Consider the following 20083-nt stretch of genomic DNA (forward strand, 5'->3'; position numbering starts at 1 on the left):
GACGCTGTCCACGATGGCGGCGCGCAGCGTGCGCGCGGTGTGGCACCCCTGCACACAGATGAAGCTGCACGAGGCCGCGTTGCCCGTGCCCATTGCCCGCGCGCAGGGCGTGTGGCTGTATGACGGTGAGGGGAACCGCTATCTGGATGGGGTGAGCTCCTGGTGGGTCAACCTGTTTGGCCACAGCCACCCGCACATCAAGGCCGCGCTGGTGGACCAGCTGGACACGCTGGACCACGTGATGCTGGCCGGCTTTACGCATCCGCCGGTGGTAGAACTGTCGGAGCGCCTGGGCGCGCTGACCGGCCTGGGCCATGCCTTCTACGGCAGCGACGGTGCCAGCGCGACCGAAATCGCGTTGAAGATGAGTGCGCACTACTGGCGCAATCGCGGCTACCCCGAAAAAAACCGCTTCATTGGCCTGGTCGGCGGTTACCACGGCGAGACCGTGGGCGCGCTGGCCGTGACCGACATTCCCCTGTTTCGCCAGGCCTACGCCCCCCTGGTGCGCCTGGCCGCCACCGTGGCCTCGCCCGATGCCCGGGGCGCCTTGCCCGGCGAGACCGCACAGGACGTTGCTGAGCGCGCGGTGGCCGATTTGCGCGCCTGGCTGGAGCAGCACCACGCCCAGACGGCTGCGCTGATTCTGGAGCCCCTGGTGCAGTGCGCGGCGGGCATGGCCATGCACGATGCCCATTACCTGCGCCAAGCCCGTGCCCTGTGTGACCAGTACCAGGTGCACCTGATTGCCGACGAGATCGCCGTCGGGTTCGGCCGCACCGGCACGATGTTTGCACACCAGCAGGCTGGCATCCGGCCCGATTTCATCTGCCTGTCCAAGGGCCTGACCGGCGGCACACTGCCCCTGTCCGCGGTGCTGACCACCGACGCGGTGTACGACGCCTTTTACGACGACGACGTGGCCCGCGGCTTCCTGCATTCGCACTCCTACACCGGCAACCCGCTGGCGTGCCGTGCCGCGCTGGCCACGCTGGAGCTGTTCGAGCAGACCGATGCGCTGGCTGCCAACGTGCAGCGGGCGCAGATGCTGGACCGGGCCTTTGCGCCGCTTACCCAGCATCCCGCAATCCGCCACGCGCGCCGCCTGGGCATGATCTGGGCCTGGGACGTGGACCCGGCCCTGACCCCCACGCCCTTCTTCGCCCGCCGCTACGCCCGCCACGCCATGGCCCAGGGCGTGGTGCTGCGCCCCATCGGCAACACGCTGTATGCCATGCCCCCGTACGTGATCGACGCCGAATCGGCCGAGCACCTGGCGCGCGGTGCGCTGGCGGCGCTGCAGGCCACGCTGGCCGAAGACGCGCCGGCGGTCGGGCGCGGCGCGGCGCTGGCACCCGGCCTGGCACTGCCGTGACCGCGGTCTTCGTCACTGGCACCGACACCGGTGTGGGCAAGACCCTGGTGAGTACGGCCCTGCTGCACGCGCTGGCGCACCACCACGCCCGCGTGGTGGGCATGAAGCCCGTGGCCGCGGGCACGGAAATGGTCAATGGCGTGCCCGCCAACGACGACGTGCTGGCCCTGCGCGCCGCCTCCACCTGCCGCGTGCCGGCGGAGTTGGACAACCCGGTGCTGTTGCCCGACCCTACCTCGCCCCATATCGCGGCGCAACGGGCGGGCGTGCGCATCACGGTGGCGCAGCTGGTCCACGCCTACCGCGCGCTGGCGCAGCAGGTGGATGCCGTGGTGGTGGAGGGGGCGGGCGGATTTCTGGTGCCCCTGTCCGATACCGAGAACGGGGGCGACCTGGCCCAGGCCCTGGGCCTGCCCGTGGTGCTGGTGGTAGGCCTGCGCCTGGGCTGCCTGAACCATGCCGTCCTGACGGCGCAGGCCATCGCCGCGCGCGGGCTCACGCTGGCGGGCTGGGTGGCCAACCATGTGGACCCGACCCTGCTGGCGCAGGCCGACAACATTGCGTACCTGCAGGGTCAGTTGCAGGCTCCCTTGCTGGCCACCATTGCCCACCAGTCCGCGCCGGATGCGCGGGCCATTGCATGGCACCTTCCGCCCGCGTGGCGCTAACGATGGATTTGTATGACGCATACGGTTTCCCTATCCCCCTCCTGGCTGGATGACTTTCCCGCCCGCATGGCCGAACTGGACCGTGCCCACCTGCGCCGCAAGCGCCGCGAAGTGGAGCCGCAGCGCGATGCCGACGGCGCCCTGGTGAGTGGCGTGCGCCTGTGCGTGGACGGGCGGCCCATGCTGGCGTTCTGCAGCAACGATTACCTGGGCCTGGCCCAGCACCCGGCGCTGGTGCAGGCGGCCTGCGCGGGCGCCCGGGCCTATGGCGTGGGTTCCACCGGCTCGCCGCTGGTCAGCGGCCACAGCACCGCCAACGCCGCGCTGGAGCAGGCGCTGGCCGCGTTTGTGGGCCTGCCCCGGGCGCTGTACTTCTACGCCGGCTTTGCCACCAACATCGGCATCGTGCCGGCGCTGGTGGGGCCGGGCGACGCCATCTTCTCGGACGCGCTCAACCACGCGTGCCTGATCGACGGCGCCCGCCTGTCCAAGGCGCAGATCCACCGCTACGACCACGCCCACCTGGCGGGTCTGGAGGAGGCCCTGGCCCGCAGCACCGCGGCCCGCAAGCTGGTGATGACCGATGCGGTCTTCAGCATGGACGGCGACGTGGCCGACATTCCCGCCCTGCTGGACTTGTGCGAACGCTTTGACGCCTTGCTGCTGCTGGACGATGCCCACGGTTTCGGGGTGCTGGGGCCGCAGGGGCGCGGCACCCTGGCGCAGGCCGGGCTGCGGGGGGCGCAGGCGTCGCGGCGGGTGCTCTATATGGCCACGCTGGGCAAGGCCGCCGGTGTAGCCGGCGCCTTTGTGGCGGGGGACGACACGCTGGTGGAGTGGCTGCTGCAGAAAACCCGCAGCTACACCTTCGCCACCGCCGCGCCGGCCATGCTGGCCACCGCGCTGAGCGCCAGTCTGCAGCTGATCGAGCACGAGGAGTGGCGGCGCAGCCACCTGCAGGCCCTGATTGCCCGCCTGCGCACGGGGCTGGCGGCGGGGCTGCAGGGCAGCCACTGGCGGTTGTCGGAGTCGCAGACCGCCATCCAGCCGCTGCTGATTGGAAGCAATGCCGAGGCACTGGCGGTGATGCAGGCACTGCAGGAGCGCGGGCTGTGGGTGCCCGCCATTCGCCCGCCGACCGTGCCCGAGGGCACAGCCCGCCTGCGCATTGCGCTGTCGGCGGCGCACACCGAAGCCGATGTGGACGCGCTGGTGCAGGCTCTGAGTGCACTGGCGACTGCTGTTTAAGCACAAAATAGGCCTGCAGGCCTCGTGGATGCTGCGCGGGCAGCTCCTGATTCAGGAGCGTTTGCGGTTGCGTGCGGGCAGGTATTGACCAAATGTTGTGGCCTGGCCCAGGTCAGCGGCAAATGCCCCCTGGTGCCAGGCTACACGTCCGCCAATGATGGTGGTGTCCACCGCGTTGCCATCGTTTACTAGGCGCATCAAACCCGTGAACTGGGCCAGCTGGGCTTCACGGTAGTGGGTCAGACTCGCGTCGAGTTTGACTGGGTCCACGATAACCACATCGGCCCGGTCGCCTACTTGCAGGCGTCCGGCATCCACATTGAACCAGTCGGCCAGCTCACGAGTCAGCCGCCATACGGCGCGCTCGATGGGCATGAAGGGTTCTTGGCGCAGTTCGGCATCGCGCACCAGTTTGAGCAGGCGCAGGCCAAAGTTGTAAAAGGCCATGTTGCGGATGTGTGCGCCCGAATCGGCAAAGCCAATCAGGGTGGACGGTTCGTTGACCAGCTTTTCCACCACGGCGGGGTTGTGGTTGGCGATCACGGTGCGCCAGCGCAGATGCTTGCCGTGGGTGATCAGGAGATCCAGAAACACGTCGGCCGAATTTTCCTTGCGCGAGCGCGCCACCTGACCGATGGATTGCCCCACCAGGGTGGCGTCGGGGCAGTCCACGATCCATGCGTCGTCCAGATCGCGGTGCCATACGCGCGGGCCAAACTTCTTTTCCACGTTGGCGCGAAACTGGCGGCGGTAGGCCGGATCTTGGAACAACGCGTTGCGTTTGAGCTCGTCAATCAGGTGCAATGCGGCCTGCCCGGCGGGGAACTCTTCAAACACCACAAACTCCACCCCGTCGGCAAAGGTCTCAAACGGCACCGGCAGGGTTTGCCAGCGGAAGTCTGCACCGAGGCGGTTGACGAAGCGCGTGACAGGCCCCAGAACCTTGGCCAGAAGCGGATCGGCCTTGAGGTCCATCAGCGTGATGATGGTGGTTTTGAGCCGCTGGCGAAACCAGCCCAGGCTGTCGGCCAGGAACAGCACCAGATTCACCTTGGTCACCAGATTGGGTGCGCTTTGGTGAATGGCCCCGCGCTGGCGCAGCAGCCTAGTCAGGCGCCGGTATTCCTTCCATGTGGCATAGGTCGACGGCAGCGACTTGGAGCGCTGGCGATCGCCATCGAGCTTGTCCCAGGGGTTGGTCATGGTGGACAGGCCCAGCAGCCCCACGTCCAGCGATTCGTGCAGCCAGGCTTCCATGCGCTGCATTTCATCTTCCGTCGGGCGCACGTTGCCATCCACCGCGCGGTCCAGGCCCATCACGGCCACGCGCAAATCGGAATGCCCCAGGAACGAGGCCACATTGGGGCCCAGAGGATGCTGGCGCAGAAAGGCGACGTACTCGGTGGGGGTGCGCCAGGTTTTGCGTTCGCGCAGCAGGGGCAACACCGCCGTGCGCGGCACCGATTCCACGCGGGTAAACAGGTCGGAGCAGTCTTCGGCCTCGGAGAGCACCATGCTGATGGAGCAGCTGCCCACCATTACCGTGGTGACCCCGTTGCGCACCGATTCGTGCAGTGCAGGTGCGGCCACCAGTTCGGCGTCGTAGTGGGTGTGCATGTCCACAAAGCCGGGCATGACCCAACGCTGGAAGGCATCCAGCACCTGTGGGCAATCCGTCTCATCCAGCGCGGTGTCGCTGACTTGCGCTACCTGACCGTTGCGAATGCCCAGATGGCGCAGCGCACCCGAGGTGCCCGTGCCGTCGAAGAACAGTCCGTTTTTGATGATGATGTCGTACATGCGGGCCAGCTTACGCACCGGGTGCCCCAGCGCGAAGCGTAAAAACCCGAGGTGACGTGGAAAATCAGGCGGCTGCCAGCAGGGCGTCGCCCCACGCGCAGGGGCCGGTCAGGGTCAGGGTGACGGTGACCCAGTCGCCTTCGGCTTGTTGGTGCAGGTCGGCATCCCACACGCCACCATCGTCCAGGGGACCGCGCGGACCGGGGCTGTTGGCGTCGGCCCAGGCCAGCACGGTCCGCACTTCGGCCAGCACCTGTGGCAGCGCTGCAGGACGCACACTGGCCATGGCGTCCCAGCTGCCGGTGCCGTCGCCGTCGTCGCTGGCTTCGAATATCAGGTAATGCCGTTGCATGCAGTCAGTTTTTTTTCAGGCATCGCTTGGCGTCAGACGTCGGCGCCGCTCTGCGTCGGCGTTGGTTCGGTGTCGTTATCCAGGCGTTTCATGTTCTCCAGCAGCTTGAGCAGGTAGTGCAGCGAGTGGGTGATGTCGCTCACTGAAAACCCCTCCAGCGCCTGCTCGTAGTAGTGGTGAATCTTGGGCTGCGCCTGCACGATCCAGACCTCGCGGCCGGAATCGGTCATGGTGATCAGCCGCGAGCGGCGGTCGCGCCCGTCCGGGGCACTGCCGATGTGTCCGTCGCGCTCCATCCGGCTGAGCAGCCCGGAGAGGTTCTGGCGGCTCACCATCAGGTAGCGCGCCAGGTCGCCCACGCTCATGCCGCCTTCGGCCTCCGGCCGCGACAGGGCGCCCAGCACCGCCCACTGCTGGGTGGTCAAGCCTTCTTCCTCCACCGCACGGGTGCCTGTTTTGTGCAACATATTTGCACATTGGTAGAGCCGAAAGAACAAGTGGTTGGCCAGTTCCATGCGGGTTATGTTGGCGTTTTTGTTAGGGTTAACCACTATTCATCCAATCAAAAAGGAACTTGAACTGGCAACAGGGTTGCCGTAACATAAGACAATATATTTACACATCTACTTTACGCGATTGGCCTATTTTCGCAAGCGTAACAAGCCCGAGGCAGGAAAAACCGGAAATGCAGGAACAAAAGGAAACAAGATGCTGACCATCAACCTGTTCAATGGCCTGGTGTACGGGGCGTTGCTGATTGTGATGAGCTCGGGCCTGGCGCTGATCTACGGGCTGCGCCGCGTGGTGAATTTTGCGCACGGCGCGCTGTACATGGTGGGCGCCTATGTGGGCTACACGGTCGCGGTGCAGAGCAATTTCTGGGTGGCGCTGGTGGCCGCGCCGGCTTTCATGGTGGTGGTGGGCGTGCTGCTGGACCGCTACGGCTTTCGTCTGCTGCAGGACCGCGAACCGCTCAACGTGATGCTCGTGACCTTTGGTCTGCTACTGATCCTGGAGGACGCGGTGGTGGCCGTCTGGGGCAAGGGCAACTACTCGCTGTTCACGCCGGAGCTGCTCAACTTCTCCGTCAACCTGTGGGGCCACGACCTGCCGGCGTACCGCATCGGCGTCATTGTGGTCGGCGCCGTGGTGGCCCTGGGCCTGACCCTGTGGCTGCGCCACTCGCGCATCGGCCTGTTTGTGCGCGCCGCCAGCACCGACCCGGTCACCACCTCCATGCAGGGCGTCAACACCGACGCGCTGAGCGCCGGCGTGGTGGGTCTGGGCAGTGCGCTGGCGGGCCTGGCGGGCGTGGTGGCGGGGCCTTTTCTGTCCTTGTCGCCGCACATGAGTTCGGATGTGCTGATCGATTCTTTTGTGGTGGTCGTGATCGGCGGCCTGGGCTCCCTGGCCGGCGCCTTCATCGCGGCCCTGCTGCTGGGAATGATGCAGGCGGTGGGGGCGGTCTACCTGCCCGAGGTGTCAGTGCTGCTGCCCTTCATCTTCATGGTCGCGGTCCTGGTCTGGAAGCCGTCCGGCCTGGCCGGCAGTCGCACCTGAGTACCCGGAGAAACACATGCGTATCAGTCGAATGGGATTCCTCTCGCTGCTGGCCTTGCTGGCCGGGGCGGTCATCGTGTGGGTCACGCCGTCGAGCAGCCTGCTGGGCATGTTCACGCAGGCGGTCATCTACGCCATCTTCGCGCTCGGCGTGGGGGTGCTGCTCAAGCAGAACGGCCTGGTGAGTTTCGGCCACGCCCTGTTCTTTGGCGGTGCCGGCTACAGCATGGGGGTCATCCTCGCGCTGGACTGGATGCCGGCGGAATGGGCCATTCCCGTGGTCCTGTGCGGCATCGGCCTGGCGGCCTTCCTCATCGGCCTGGTGATCGTCCGGGTGCCGGGCATTGCGTTCGGCATGTTGACTCTGGCCATCGGCCAGATGGCGTATCTGCTGGCCACGCGGGCGCGGGGCATCACGGGCGGCTCCGACGGCATGGGCGTCAACTGGCCGGCCACGCTGTTTGGCGTCTCCCAGTCGGCTCTGCTCAAGCCGGCCACGCTGTTCCTGTTGTCCTGGACCCTGCTGGTGCTGGTGACCTTCGTGCTGCTGGTGGTGATGAAGACCCGCTTTGGCACCATCACCGAAGCGGTGCGGGACAACGAGGAGCGGGCCCGCTTCATCGGCATCCGGACCACGGTGCCCCGGGCGGCGGTGTATGCCATTTCCGCCATGGTGTCGGGCGCCGCTGGCCTGCTGTCGTGCTTCAACTCCGGTTTCGTCTCGCCGGCCAACCTGCACTGGAGCGTCTCGGCGATCACCCTGCTGATGGTGGTGGTGGGCGGTTTCAGGAAGCCGCTGGGGCCCATCCTGGGTGCCATCCTGTATTTCCTGGTGAAAGACCTGCTGGGCGAGTACGCCACCCACTCCATGGCCATCTTTGGCGCCGCCCTGATCGCCGTCATTGTGTTTGCGCCCGACGGAATCATCGGCCTGCTGGAGCGCCTGGTCTCGGGCCAGCGCGCGCAAGGTGTCGCCCACCGCGGCGGCCACTGACGGACGGCGCACAAGGACTCCCACATGAACCAGTACATACTCCAGACCGAAGACGTGGCCATCCACTACGGGGGCGTCAAGGCGCTTGATGGCGTGGACCTCACCCTGGAAAAAGGCCAGATCCGCGGCCTCATCGGGCCCAACGGCGCCGGCAAGTCCACCGTCATCGACGCCATCACGGGGCGGCGCAGGCTGACACGGGGTCGGGTCACCCTGGCCGGTGAGGACGTGAGCCACCTGGGCGCCGTCGAGCGGCGCATGCGGGGCCTGTCGCGCAGCTTCCAGCGCACCAGCATCTTTGGCGGCATGCCGGTGCGCAAACAGGTGGAGCTGGCCTCGTACAAGATGGGCGTGGCGGACTCGGCCAACGACGCCGAGGCTGTGCTCCAGGAGCTGGACCTGGCCCGACTCGGCAACACCCTGGCCGAAGACCTGGGCTACGGCGAGCAGCGCCGCCTGGACCTGGCGCTGGCGCTGGTGGGGCGGCCCAAGGTGCTGATGCTCGACGAGCCGATGGCCGGCCTGTCCGTCAAGGAATCCCAGGATCTGGCGCAGCACCTGAAGGCCCTGACCTCGCGCTGGGAGGTGTCCGTGCTGCTGGTCGAGCACGACATGGATGTCGTCTTTGGCATCTCCGATGCCGTCACCGTCTTCGAACTGGGGCGCGTGATCGCCAGCGGCGACCCCGCTGCGGTGCGCGCCAACCCGCGCGTGCGCGAAGCCTACCTGGGGAGCGCCGCATGACCGCCTTGCTCAATCTGAAGAATGTCCAGTCCTACTACGGTGCGGCCCACATCCTGCACGGCCTGAGCCTGCACGTGAATGCGGGCGAGCGGGTGGCGCTGATCGGGCGCAATGGCGTGGGCAAGACCACGGTCGTCAACACCATCCTGGGTCTGGCCCGGATGCAGGGTGGCCATATCCACTTCGGCGCGCAGGAGGTACGGACGCTGCGTCCCTACGTCGCGGCGCAGCATGGCATCGTGGTGGTGCCGCAGGGGCGGCGCATCGTGGCCAACCTGACGGTGGAGGAAAACCTGCTGCTCGGCGCCGCCGTTGGGCGCAAGGGGCCATGGACGGTGTCCGAGGTCTACCAGCTGTTTCCGATCCTGGCGGAGCGGGCGCACACCCCGGGCACGGCCCTGTCGGGTGGCCAACAGCAGATGCTGGCGGTGGGCCGCGCGCTCATGGCCAACCCCAGCCTGATCCTGCTCGATGAACCGACCGAAGGGCTGGCCCCCGTCATCGTCGACCAGCTGGCCGACATCTTCAACCGGGTGGCCGACCAGGGCACGGCCCTGCTGCTCATCGAGCAGAACATGAGCCTGGTGGTGCGCGTAGCCAAACGCTACCTGGCCATGGCCAAGGGCTCGGTGGTGGCCGAGGGCCCGGTGGTGCATTCCCGTGAGGGGCTCGAAGACCTGGAGTCGCACGTCGCGATCTGACAATTTCCGGCGGCCGGACCGTTTCCGGCGTTCTTAGCACTATCAGGAGACAGGCATGTTCAAACTCAAAGCAATTCCGCACCTGCTGGCGGGCGCCGTTCTGGTGGCGGCACTGCCCCTGCAGGCTCTGGCGCAAGCCAAGGAGCCGGTGAAGATTGCACTGGTGTCCTCCAAGTCTGGGGGCTTTTCCACCATGGGGGTCGACGTCATCAACGGCATCCGCTTCGCGGTGGACGAGGCCAATGCCAAGGGCGGGGTGGACGGCCGCCAGGTGATCGTCGCCGAAGGCGATGACGAAAGCACCCCGGACGCCGGGCGCCGCGTGGCAGAGAAGCTGGCGCGCGAGGGCCATAACCTGATCATCGGGCCCATCACTTCGGGCATCTCCCTGGCCATCAGCCAGAACCTGGCCCGCTGGGACGCGGCGTTCATCGGCACCATGAGCAAGGCCGACAAGCTCACCGGTGAAGCCTGCAACACGCGCTTCGTGCGCACCAACCACTCCGATGCCATGGACCTGGCCATGATCGAGCAGTGGCTCAAGGACATCAAGGGCAACAACTTTGCCATCCTGGCGGCCGATTACGTCTGGGGCCACGACTCCGCAAAGTCGTTCGAGAGCGTGGTGACCGGCAAGGGCAAGAAGGTGAGCCTGAAGCTGTTTGCCCCGCTGGGAACCAAGGACTATGCGCCCTACATCCAGCAGCTCAAGGCTGCTAATGTGGATGCCATCTGGTTTGCCGACGTCTCGGGCAGCATCGCCTTCGTGAAGCAGGCGGCCGACTTCAACCTGATTCCCAAGACCCCGCTGATCGGGCACGCGCTGCTGTCCAACTTCGTGGTCAACGCCACCGGCAAGGCCCTGGATGGCGTGCCCGGCAACGTCGGCTTCACGCCCGACATCAACACGCCGGCCACCAAGGCCTTCGTGAGCGCGTTCAAGGCCAAGTTCAAGCGCCTGCCCACCGACACCGAAGGTCAGGCCTACAACGGCGCCATGGTGCTGTTCCAGGGCGTGCAGCTGGCCAAGAGCGTGAACCCGGAGGCGGTCACCAAGGCCCTGCGTGGCGCCCAGGTCGAGACGCTCTACGGCAAGATGACCGTCCGTGCGGCCGACAACCAGTTGGTCATTCCCAACTACATCGCGCGCGTCAAGACAGCCGACGGCCAGCTGCGCCCGGTGATCGAGCAGACCTACGCAGAGACGACCGTGCCCGCCGCCTCGGCGCTGTGCAAGATGTAAGCCGTCCGGCTTGCACCGGGGCCGGCGCCGTCTGACGGCTGCCGGCCTTTTTTATTTAAGCAACATATTTGCGTATTAGTGCGAAAATGGTCGCTACAACAGCCGGCTGCATACCAATGATCTCAATGGCGTTTCCTACAGTATTGAAAATCGTCAGATTTTGACTAAAAAGGCACTTGCATCCGGAATTAAGTTGGCGTAATATGCGACAACATATTTACTTATATGTCTTGCGACACACCGGGTTTCGCAAGCATACCAACCCTGACCCGAGAAGGAAATAGCATGCAAAAACTCACAGACAAGACCATCATCGTGACGGGTGGCGGTGGCGGCATCGGTGGCGCAACCTGCCGCCGGCTCGCGCAGGAAGGCGCGAAAGTGGCAGTGTTCGACATGAACCCGGAAGCGGCCGAGAAAGTGGCTGCCGACATCCGCGCCCAGGGTGGCAAGGCGACGGCGTTCGTGTGCAACATCACCGACCGCGCCCAGGTCGACGCCGCCGTGGCGGCTACCGTGGCCCAGCTGGGCCCGGTCGACGTGCTGGTCAACAACGCAGGTTGGGATGTCTTCAAGCCCTTCGTCAAGACCGTTCCGGCCGAGTGGGACAAGCTCATTGCCATCAACCTGACCGGCGCGCTGCACATGCACCACGCCGTGCTGCCCGGCATGGTCGAGCGCAAGGCTGGGCGCATCGTCAACGTGGCCTCCGACGCGGCCCGTGGCGGCTCCTCCGGCGAAGCGGTGTACGCCGCCTGCAAGGGCGGGCTGGTGGCCCTGTCCAAGACCCTGGCGCGTGAACACGCCCGCCAGGGCATCACGGTCAACGTGGTCTGCCCCGGCCCCACCGACACCGCCTTGCTGGCCGGTGTGGCCGAGGGTGCCCGCGACCCCGCCAAGCTGATCGAAGCGTTCAAAAGCGCCATTCCCCTGGGCCGCCTGGGCCAGCCCGACGACCTCGCCGGTGCCATCGCCTTCTTCGCCAGCGACGACGCGTCCTTCATCACCGGCCAGGTCATCAGCGTGTCCGGTGGCCTGACCATGCACGGCTGATCCGCAGCCTTCCCCACACACCCACCTATTTGGAGAACACCATGGAATTCGAAGACATCCTGTACGAGAACCGCAACGGCGTCGCCTGGATCACCATCAACCGCCCCGACAAGATGAACTCCTTTCGCGGGCAGACCTGCGACGAGATCATCCGCGCCCTGAACAAGGCCGGCTACGACAAGAGCGTGGGCGCCATCGTGCTGGCCGGCGCCGGTGACCGGGCCTTCTGCACCGGCGGCGACCAGTCGGCCCACAACGGCAACTACGACGGGCGCGGCACCATCGGCCTGCCCATGGAAGAGTTGCACACCGCCATCCGCGATGTGCCCAAGCCCGTGATCGCCCGGGTGCAGGGTTTTGCCATCGGCGGCGGCAACGTGCTGTGCACGATCTGCGACCTCACCATCGCCTCCGAAAAAGCCATCTTCGGCCAGGTTGGCCCCAAGATGGGTTCGGTCGATCCGGGCTACGGCACGGCCTTCCTGGCCCGCGTGGTCGGCGAGAAGAAGGCGCGCGAGATCTGGTACCTGAACAAGCGCTATTCCGGGCAGGAAGCGGTTGACATGGGCTTGGCCAACATCTGCGTGCCGCACGAGAAGCTCGACGAGACGGTGCAAGAGTGGGCCGAGACCATTTGCGAGCGCAGCCCTACCGCCATCGCCATTGCCAAGCGCAGCTTCAACGCCGACACGGCCCACCAGAGCGGCATCGCCGGCCTGGGCATGTATGCGCTCAAGCTCTATTACGACACCGAAGAGTCGCGCGAAGGCGTCAATGCGCTGAAAGACAAGCGCAAGCCCGACTTCCGCAAGTACGCCAAATAAGCCTCTGGAGACGACGCCATGAACCCGAATCCCTATATCGACGAAGACCTGCAGGCGCTGGCGGAGACGGCGCGCCGCTTTGCCACCGAACGCGTGGTCCCCGGTTTCCTGGAACGTGACAAGACCCGCGTGCTGGACCGTGAACTGCTGCGCGAGATGGGTGAGCTCGGGTTCATCTGCCCCGAACTGCCGGAGGAGTTCGGGGGGCTGGGCATGGGCTGTCTGGCCGCCGGCGTGATCCACGAGGAAATCGCCCGTGCCGACCTGAGCTTCTCCTATCTCAACCTGCTGGCCTCGTTGAACGGACAGATTCTGTCCAAGTACGGCGCCCCCGAGGTGGTCAAACCCTGGCTGCAGAAGCTGACCCGGGGGGAAGCCATCTGCGCCATCGCGCTGACCGAGCCGCGTGGCGGCTCGGATGCGGCCAACCTGCGCCTGCGCATCGAGCGCGAAGGCGACTTCTACGTCATCAATGGCGAGAAGACCTCCATCTCCGCGGCCGACCAGGCCGACATTGCCGTGGTGTTCGGCCGCACCGGCACGCCCGAGTCGGGTGCCCACGGCGTGACCGCGCTGCTGGTGCCTATGCACACCCCGGGCGTCACGACCAACCGCTTTGACTGCCACGGTCAGCGCGCTATTGGCCGTGGCTCCATCTTCTTCGAGAACGTGCGCGTTCCCGTGAGCCACCGCCTGGGCGACGAGAACAAGGGCTTCGTGCAGGTGATGCACGGCTTCGACTTTTCGCGTTCCCTCATCGGCCTGCAGTGCCTGTCGGTGGCCCGCGTGGCGCTGGAGGAAACCTGGCAGTACATCACCGAGCGCCAGGCGTTTGGCCAGCCGCTGTCGGCCTTCCAGGGCGTGACGCACCCGCTGGCGCAGTTCGACACCGAAGTCGAAGGTGCCCGCCTCCTGTGTTTACAGGGCCTGTGGCTCAAGGACAAGGGCCTGCCCCACACCGCCGAGGCGGGCATGGCCAAGTGGTGGGGCCCCAAGCTGGCCTACGACGTGATCCACCAGTGCCTGCTGTGCTACGGCCACGGCGGCTATGACCGCGGCCTGATGGAGCAGCGCCTGCGCGACGTGTTGGGTTTCCAGATCGGGGATGGAACCGCCCAGATCATGAAGACCATCATCGCCCGCACCCGGGCCGGCCGCAAGTTCGTTCCCGCCTAGACCAACAAGAGTTCGTACAACGAGGAGACAAGACCATGGAATTTGACGCCGTACTCATTGCCCCCCGCCGCGCTGCCAGCATCGCCCAGGGCCTGTGGCACGACCGGACCATCAACGGTGAGCTGGACGCGTGCGTGGCCAGTTGCCCGGACAAGCTGGCCCTGACCGCCGTGCAGGCAGAAACCGGTGCCGTCAAGCGCTTCACCTACCGCGAACTGGCCATCATGGCCGACCGCGTGGCCGTGGGCCTGAGCCGCCTGGGTGTGGGCAAGGACGACATCGTGGCCTGCCAGTTGCCCAACTGGTGGCAGTTCACCATCACCTACCTGGCGTGCTCGCGCATCGGCGCGGTCATGAACCCGCTGATGCACATCTTCCGCGAGCGCGAACTGTCGTTCATGCTCAAGCACGGCGAGGCCAAGGTCGTGATCGTGCCCAAGGTGTTCCGCGGCTTCGACTATGAAGCCATGGTGACCGCCTTACGACCCAGCCTGCCCGACCTGCAGCAGGTGGTAGTGGTCGGCGGCGCGGGCGACAACAGCTTCGAGAAGCTGTTGAGCGAGCCCGCCTGGGAAAACGCGCCGGACGCCCGTGACATCCTCACCCGCAACCGGCCCGGCCCGGACGACGTGACCCAGCTCATCTACACCTCGGGCACCACCGGCGAACCCAAGGGCGTCATGCACACGGCCAACACCACCATGGCCAACATCATTCCCTACGCACAGCGCCTGAAGCTGAGCCAGGACGACGCGGTGCTGATGGCCTCGCCCATGGCGCACCAGACCGGCTTCATGTACGGCCTGATGATGCCCATCTTGTTGCGCCAGAGCGTGGTGCTGCTCGACATTTGGGAGCCGCTGCGTGCCATTGACCTGATCCGTGCCGAGTCGATCAGCTTCACCATGGCGTCCACGCCGTTCCTGACCGACCTGGCCAAGAACGTGGAGGAATCGGGCAAGACCGTTCCCACGCTCAAGATCTTCCTGTGCGCCGGCGCTCCCATTCCGGGCCCGCTGGTGGAGCAGGCCCGCCGCGTGTTGGGCACCAAGATTGTCTCGGCCTGGGGCATGACCGAAAACGGCGCCGTGACCCTGATCCAGCCCGATGACGAGGACGAGCGCGCCGTCAACACCGACGGCTGCCCCCTGCCCGGCGTGGAACTGAAGGTGGTTGATCCCGACGGCAGCATCCTGCCGGCAGGCCAGGCCGGCAAGCTCTACGTGCGTTCCTGCTCCAACTTTGGCGGCTACCTCAAGCGCTCGCAGCTCAACGCCACCGATGCCGAGGGCTGGTTCGACACCGGCGACCTGGCGCGGCTGGACGAGCGCGGCTACGTACGCATCACCGGGCGCAGCAAGGACGTGATCATCCGCGGCGGCGAGAACATTCCCGTGGTGGAAATCGAGGCCTTGCTGTACCGCCATCCGGCCATCGCCATGGCGGCCATCGTGGCCTACCCCGACGAGCGCATGGGCGAGCGCGCCTGCGCCGTCGTGGTACCCAAGGCCGGGCAGACGGTGGACCTTCCCTCCATCGTGGAGTTCCTGAAGTCGCAGAAGGTGGCCATGCAGTACGTTCCCGAACGGCTCGTGGTGCGCGACTCCATCCCGTCCACGCCATCGGGCAAGATGCAGAAGTTCAAGCTGCGCGAGATGCTGGCTGACGAGTTGCGCGGGGACAAGTAAGGTGGCCGACGACCTCATCCTGGTGCGCACCGAGGGCCGCGTCGGCGTCATCACGCTCAACCGGCCCCAGCAGCTCAACGCCCTCAACGACGCCCTGATGGACGCGCTGGGCGCGGCCCTGCTGGCCTTTGATGCCGACCCCGGCATCGGGGCCATCGTCATCACCGGCAGTGCCAAGGCCTTTGCCGCCGGCGCCGACATTGCGGCCATGGCCGACTGGTCGTACATGGACGTCTACCAGAGCGACTTCATCACCCGCAACTGGGAGACCATCCGCCGCGTGCGCAAGCCCGTCATCGCAGCGGTGGCCGGCTTTGCCATGGGTGGCGGCTGCGAGCTGGCGCTGGCCTGCGACCTGGTCATTGCCGCCGAGTCAGCGCAGTTTGCGCTGCCCGAGATCAAGCTCGCCATGCTGCCGGGCGCCGGGGGCACGCAGCGCCTGCCGCGGGCCATCGGCAAGGCCAAGGCCATGGACATGTGCCTGTCTGCCCGCGCCCTGAGTGCCGACGAGGCCGACCGCTACGGGCTGGTCTCGCGCGTGGTGCCCGATGCGCAGCTGCTGGACGAGATGCTGGCCTTGGCCAGCCGCATTGCCGGCTACTCGCTGCCGGCGCTGATGGCCATCAAGGAGTCGGTGAACCGGGCCTGGGAGGCCTCGCTGACCGAGGGCATCGGTTTCGAGCGGCGCCAGCTGCACGCCCGCTTTGCCAGCGAAGACGCCCGTGAAGGCATGCACGCCTTCCTGGACAAGCGTAAGCCGGTGTTCACCCACCGCTGAATTTCTTACCAACTTACTGACGCCATGGCTTTAGATTCCGAATCCTTTGAGCTCCTGCTCGCTACCGTCCAGCGCTTCGTGCGCGAGCGCCTGGTGCCGGCGGAAAATCACCTGGAAGAGCACGACGAGGTGCCGGCCGACATCATCGACGACATGAAAGAAATGGGCCTGTTCGGCCTGACCGTGCCCGAGGAGTACGGCGGCATTGGCCTCTCCGTGAGCCAGGAGGTGCTGGTCAACTACGAACTGGGCCGCACCGCGCCGGCGTTCCGCTCGGTGTTCGGCACCAACATCGGCATCGGCTCGCAGGGCATCCTGATGGACGGCACCCCCGAGCAGAAGGCCCAGTACCTGCCCCAGGTGGCCAGCGGCGAGTTGATCATGTCCTTCGCCCTGACCGAGCCCGATGCCGGAACCGATGCCGCCTCGCTCAAGACCCGTGCCGAATTGGACGGTGACCACTACGTGCTCAATGGCACCAAGCGTTTCATCACCAACGCGCCGCGCGCCGGCGCCTTCACCCTGATGGCCCGCACCGGTGGCCCCGGTGCCGGCGGCATATCGGCCTTCATCGTTCCGGCGAACACGCCAGGCATCAAGCTCGGGAAAAAGGACAAGAAGATGGGTCAGCGCGGCACCATGACCTGCGACGTGATCCTGGAAAACGCCCGCGTGCCGGCGGCCAACATCATTGGCGGCGTGCCCGGCCAGGGTTTCAAGACCGCCATGAAGGTGCTCGACCGCGGTCGCCTGAACATCTCGGCCGTGGCCTGTGGCTCGGCGTCGCGCATTCTGGACGATGCCGCCGCCTATGCCCGCGACCGCAAGCAGTTCGGCAAGGCGATCGGCGAGTTCCAGCTGATCCAGGCCATGCTGGCCGACAGCCAGGCGGAGCTGCTGGCCGGCTGGTCGCTGGTGCAGGAAGTGGCCAAACGTTTTGACGGCAAGCCGGCCCATGTGTCCGACCCCGACATCTCCATGCGCGTGTCCTGCGCCAAGCTGTTTGCCACCGAGATGGTGGGCCGCGTGGCCGACCGCGGCGTGCAGATCCATGGCGGGGCCGGCTACATCAACGAATACCCGGTGGAGCGCTTCTACCGCGACGTGCGCCTGCTGCGCCTGTACGAAGGCACCACGCAGGTCCAACAACTCATCATCGGCAAGCAGCTGATGAAGCGCGACTGAACGCACCCACGACCCACAGGAAATCTGGCGCCATGCAAGTACGTACCGAGCGGGACGAGGATGTCCTCGTCATCGTGATTGACAACCCTCCGGTGAATGCCGGCTCGCTGGAGGTCCGCCGCGGCCTGCTGCAGGCCCTCGAGGAACTGGAACACGACAGCGGCCTGCAGGCCGGCGTGCTGCTGGGCGCCGGGTCGTCCTTCATTGCCGGCTCCGATCTGCGCGAGTTCGGTCAGCCGCTGCAGGCGCCGGAACTGCCCACGGTGATTGCCATGGTCGAGGCCTGTACCAAGCCGGTGCTGGCGGCCCTGCACGGCGCGGCGCTGGGTGGCGGCTTCGAGCTGGCCTTGGCGTGCGACGCGCGCATTGCCAGCGCCGAGACCGTGGTGGGCCTGCCCGAGGTCACACTGGGCATCATCCCCGGCGCCGGCGGCACCCAGCGTGTGCCCCGGCGCACCGGGCTGGTCCGTGCCCTGCAGTTGGTCTGCAGTGGTGAGCGCGTGCCCGCCAGCCAGGCCGTGGCCCTGCGCCTGATCGATGCCGTGGTGCCGGGCGACCTGCGCGCCGCAGCCGTGGCCTATGCCCGGGCCTTGCCGGGCACCAAGCAGCGCATCCGCAACGAAACCGTGCCGGTGGAAGATCCGGCGGCCGTGGAGCAGGCGGCCCAGGCCGCGCTGCGCGCCGGCAAGGGGCGCCCCGCCGTGGTGGCCGCCATCGCCGCCGTCCGCTCGGCGGCCACGCTGCCTTTTGACGAGGCGCTGGCCGGTGAGCGGGCCGCGTTCCAGCGGCTGCGCGTGTCGCCGGAGGCTTTTGCCTTGCGCCACCAGTTCTTCGCCGAGCGCGATGCCTGGAAGCTGCCGGCCGGCCAGCCGGCCCGTGCGCGGGCGGTGCAGGTGGTGGCCGTGATTGGGGGCGGCACCATGGGCACCGGCATTGCCATCAGCGCCCTGGATGCGGGCCTGGAGGTGCTGCTGGTGGAAAAGGATGCGCCGGCACTGGACATTGCCGGTGAGCGCATCCGCACGCACTACAGCAGCCGGGTGGCCGAGGGCAAGATGCCGGCCGAGCAGGCGCAGGCCCGTGTGGCGCGCCTGGCGCTGACGACCAACTGGCGCGAGCTGGCGCGGGCCGGCCTGGTGATCGAGGCCGTGTTCGAGGACCTGGCCATCAAGCAGGGCGTCTTTGCGGCGATTGACAGCCACGCCCGCCCCGGTGCCGTGCTGGCCACCAACACCTCGTACCTGGATGTGGACGCCATTGCCAACGTCACCGCGCGCCCGCAGGATGTGCTGGGCCTGCACTTCTTCAGCCCCGCCAATGTCATGAAGCTGCTGGAGGTGGTGCGTGGCAGCCAGACCGCCCCCGACGTGCTGGCCACGGGGCTGGCTCTGGCCAAGCGGCTGCGCAAGCAGGCGGTGGTGGCAGGCAATACCTTTGGCTTCATCGGCAACCGCATCTACAACGCCTACCGCAAGCAGTGCGAGTTCCTGCTGGAAGACGGCGCCTGGCCCGAAGAGGTGGACGCCGCCCTGCAGGCGTTCGGCATGGCCATGGGGCCGTTTGCGGTGGCCGACCTCTCCGGGCTGGACATTGCCTGGCGCATGCGCAAGGCGCAGGCCGCCACGCGCGACCCCCGCGAGCGCTATGTGCCCATCCTGGACGGCCTGTGCGAGCGCGGCCGCTTTGGCCGCAAGGCCGGTGCGGGCTACTACACCTACCCGGACGGCAAGCGCGCCGCGGCGAGCGATGCCACGGTACGCGAGCTGATCACGCAGGCCTCCGCCGCGCGGGGCATTGCGCGGCGCGCCATCGGGGCGCCGGAGATCCAGCGCCGGGCGCTCCTGGCCATGGTCAACGAAGCCGCGTTGCTGCTGGCCGAAGGGGTGGCCAGCCGCGCCAGCGACATCGACGTGGTGCTGGTGCAGGGCTACGGCTTTCCGCGCTGGGAAGGCGGGCCGGTGTACTGGGCCCGTCAGCAGGACCGGGCCACGCTGGAGAGCGACCTGCAGGCGCTGGTCCAGGCGGGCGGCTACGGCGGTGCGCTGGGAGATCTGTCCGTGCTGTTGAACTGAGACACGCCCGTGTCTGCGCGACCGGCGTGGCGGGCACGTCCGGGGCGCTGGAACCACTTTTTGGAAAACTGACCATGACCCAAGCCTTCATCTGCGACGCCATCCGCACCCCCATCGGGCGCTACGGCGGCGCCCTCGCCAGCGTGCGCACCGACGACCTGGGCGCCATCCCCCTGCGCGCCCTCATGGCACGCAACCCCAACGTCGACTGGGCCAGCATCACCGACGTGCTCTATGGCTGCGCCAACCAGGCCGGTGAAGACAACCGCAACGTCGCCCACATGGCCAGCTTGCTGGCCGGCCTGCCCCTGGAAGTGCCCGGCGCCACCCTCAACCGCCTGTGCGGCTCCGGCCTGGACGCCGTGGGTACGGCAGCCCGGGCCATCAAATCGGGGGAGGCCGGATTGATGATTGCCGGCGGCGTGGAAAGCATGAGCCGCGCACCTTTCGTCATGCCCAAGGCGGAGTCCGCCTTCTCGCGCGCCAACGCCGTCTACGACACAACCATCGGCTGGCGCTTCATCAACAAGCTGATGAAGGAAAAATACGGCGTGGACTCCATGCCCGAAACCGCCGAGAACGTCGCCGTCGAATACCAGATTGAGCGCGAAGCCCAGGACCG

19 protein-coding genes are annotated in these 20083 nt (G+C 66.8%); 16 read left to right on the plus strand and 3 right to left on the minus strand.

The features are described 5' to 3' along the window. The first annotated feature begins 13 nt into the window (after positions 1–13). Genes bioA through bioF form a run of 3 tightly spaced genes read left to right on the plus strand, consistent with a single transcriptional unit; the run spans position 14 to position 3291 of the window. Positions 14–1375, plus strand: coding sequence for an adenosylmethionine--8-amino-7-oxononanoate transaminase (bioA, locus tag AC1Q5W_RS16300; protein ID WP_492646138.1), 1362 nt, complete (start codon positions 14–16; stop codon positions 1373–1375). Further along, positions 1372–2043 (plus strand): dethiobiotin synthase, encoded by a 672-nt coding sequence (gene bioD, locus AC1Q5W_RS16305; RefSeq protein WP_492644280.1) that lies wholly within the window; start codon positions 1372–1374, stop codon positions 2041–2043. The genes bioA and bioD overlap by 4 nt, the downstream gene beginning before the upstream one ends. A 12-nt stretch (positions 2044–2055) precedes the next feature. Then, positions 2056–3291, plus strand: a complete 1236-nt coding sequence (gene bioF / locus AC1Q5W_RS16310; RefSeq protein WP_492644279.1) for an 8-amino-7-oxononanoate synthase — start codon at positions 2056–2058, stop codon at positions 3289–3291. A 51-nt stretch (positions 3292–3342) separates the two neighbouring features. Here bioF and AC1Q5W_RS16315 read toward each other — a convergent pair whose 3' ends face one another. From AC1Q5W_RS16315 to AC1Q5W_RS16325, 3 genes are all read right to left on the minus strand, one after another. After that, a complete protein-coding gene (locus tag AC1Q5W_RS16315; RefSeq protein WP_492646137.1) occupies positions 3343–5091 on the minus strand; it encodes an N-acyl-D-amino-acid deacylase family protein in 1749 nt (582 codons plus the stop codon). Between the two features lie 64 nt (positions 5092–5155). Continuing rightward, entirely contained in the window at positions 5156–5443 is a 288-nt protein-coding gene (locus tag AC1Q5W_RS16320) for a hypothetical protein (protein WP_492644278.1), read from the minus strand. 32 nt (positions 5444–5475) lie between these two features. Further along, complete coding sequence (locus tag AC1Q5W_RS16325) at positions 5476–5958, minus strand: MarR family winged helix-turn-helix transcriptional regulator (protein ID WP_492644277.1); 483 nt, start codon at positions 5956–5958, stop codon at positions 5476–5478. A 193-nt stretch (positions 5959–6151) separates the two neighbouring features. Here AC1Q5W_RS16325 and AC1Q5W_RS16330 point away from each other — a divergent pair, with 193 nt between their 5' ends. The 13 genes from AC1Q5W_RS16330 to AC1Q5W_RS16390 all read left to right on the plus strand — a co-directional run. Then, positions 6152–7003, plus strand: coding sequence for a branched-chain amino acid ABC transporter permease (locus AC1Q5W_RS16330; RefSeq protein WP_492644276.1), 852 nt, complete (start codon positions 6152–6154; stop codon positions 7001–7003). A gap of 16 nt (positions 7004–7019) precedes the next feature. Beyond that, the gene (locus AC1Q5W_RS16335; protein WP_492644275.1) at positions 7020–7997 is read left to right on the plus strand and encodes a branched-chain amino acid ABC transporter permease; all 978 of its coding nucleotides are present in this window, start codon (positions 7020–7022) and stop codon (positions 7995–7997) included. A 24-nt stretch (positions 7998–8021) separates the two neighbouring features. Beyond that, positions 8022–8741, plus strand: coding sequence for an ABC transporter ATP-binding protein (locus tag AC1Q5W_RS16340; RefSeq protein WP_492644274.1), 720 nt, complete (start codon positions 8022–8024; stop codon positions 8739–8741). After that, the gene (locus AC1Q5W_RS16345; protein WP_492644273.1) at positions 8738–9442 is read left to right on the plus strand and encodes an ABC transporter ATP-binding protein; all 705 of its coding nucleotides are present in this window, start codon (positions 8738–8740) and stop codon (positions 9440–9442) included. The genes AC1Q5W_RS16340 and AC1Q5W_RS16345 overlap by 4 nt, the downstream gene beginning before the upstream one ends. Before the next feature lie 55 nt (positions 9443–9497). Continuing rightward, a complete protein-coding gene (locus AC1Q5W_RS16350; protein WP_492644272.1) occupies positions 9498–10685 on the plus strand; it encodes an ABC transporter substrate-binding protein in 1188 nt (395 codons plus the stop codon). Positions 10686–10970: 285 nt separating this feature from the next. Beyond that, the gene (gene badH, locus AC1Q5W_RS16355; RefSeq protein ID WP_492644271.1) at positions 10971–11738 is read left to right on the plus strand and encodes a 2-hydroxycyclohexanecarboxyl-CoA dehydrogenase; all 768 of its coding nucleotides are present in this window, start codon (positions 10971–10973) and stop codon (positions 11736–11738) included. A 41-nt stretch (positions 11739–11779) separates the two neighbouring features. Continuing rightward, on the plus strand, positions 11780–12562 hold the full coding sequence (gene badI / locus AC1Q5W_RS16360; RefSeq protein WP_492644270.1) for a 2-ketocyclohexanecarboxyl-CoA hydrolase: 783 nt from the start codon (positions 11780–11782) through the stop codon (positions 12560–12562). A gap of 18 nt (positions 12563–12580) precedes the next feature. Beyond that, positions 12581–13738 carry a cyclohexanecarboxyl-CoA dehydrogenase gene (gene aliB / locus AC1Q5W_RS16365; protein ID WP_492644269.1) on the plus strand — a complete coding sequence of 386 codons (1158 nt, stop codon included), beginning with the start codon at positions 12581–12583 and terminating at the stop codon, positions 13736–13738. Between the two features lie 35 nt (positions 13739–13773). Next, the gene (gene aliA / locus AC1Q5W_RS16370; RefSeq protein WP_492644268.1) at positions 13774–15426 is read left to right on the plus strand and encodes a cyclohexanecarboxylate-CoA ligase; all 1653 of its coding nucleotides are present in this window, start codon (positions 13774–13776) and stop codon (positions 15424–15426) included. 1 nt (position 15427) lies between these two features. Then, positions 15428–16204 carry an enoyl-CoA hydratase gene (locus tag AC1Q5W_RS16375; protein ID WP_492644267.1) on the plus strand — a complete coding sequence of 259 codons (777 nt, stop codon included), beginning with the start codon at positions 15428–15430 and terminating at the stop codon, positions 16202–16204. A 24-nt stretch (positions 16205–16228) separates the two neighbouring features. Then, the gene (locus AC1Q5W_RS16380) at positions 16229–17389 is read left to right on the plus strand and encodes an acyl-CoA dehydrogenase family protein (RefSeq protein WP_492644266.1); all 1161 of its coding nucleotides are present in this window, start codon (positions 16229–16231) and stop codon (positions 17387–17389) included. A gap of 32 nt (positions 17390–17421) precedes the next feature. Beyond that, a complete protein-coding gene (locus tag AC1Q5W_RS16385) occupies positions 17422–19461 on the plus strand; it encodes a 3-hydroxyacyl-CoA dehydrogenase NAD-binding domain-containing protein (RefSeq protein ID WP_492644265.1) in 2040 nt (679 codons plus the stop codon). 74 nt (positions 19462–19535) lie between these two features. Beyond that, the coding region (locus AC1Q5W_RS16390) for a thiolase family protein (RefSeq protein ID WP_492704266.1) at positions 19536–20083 on the plus strand (548 nt) is incomplete at its 3' end.

It is taken from the genome of Rhodoferax sp. MLSD5-FHT05B10 (assembly GCF_058793415.1).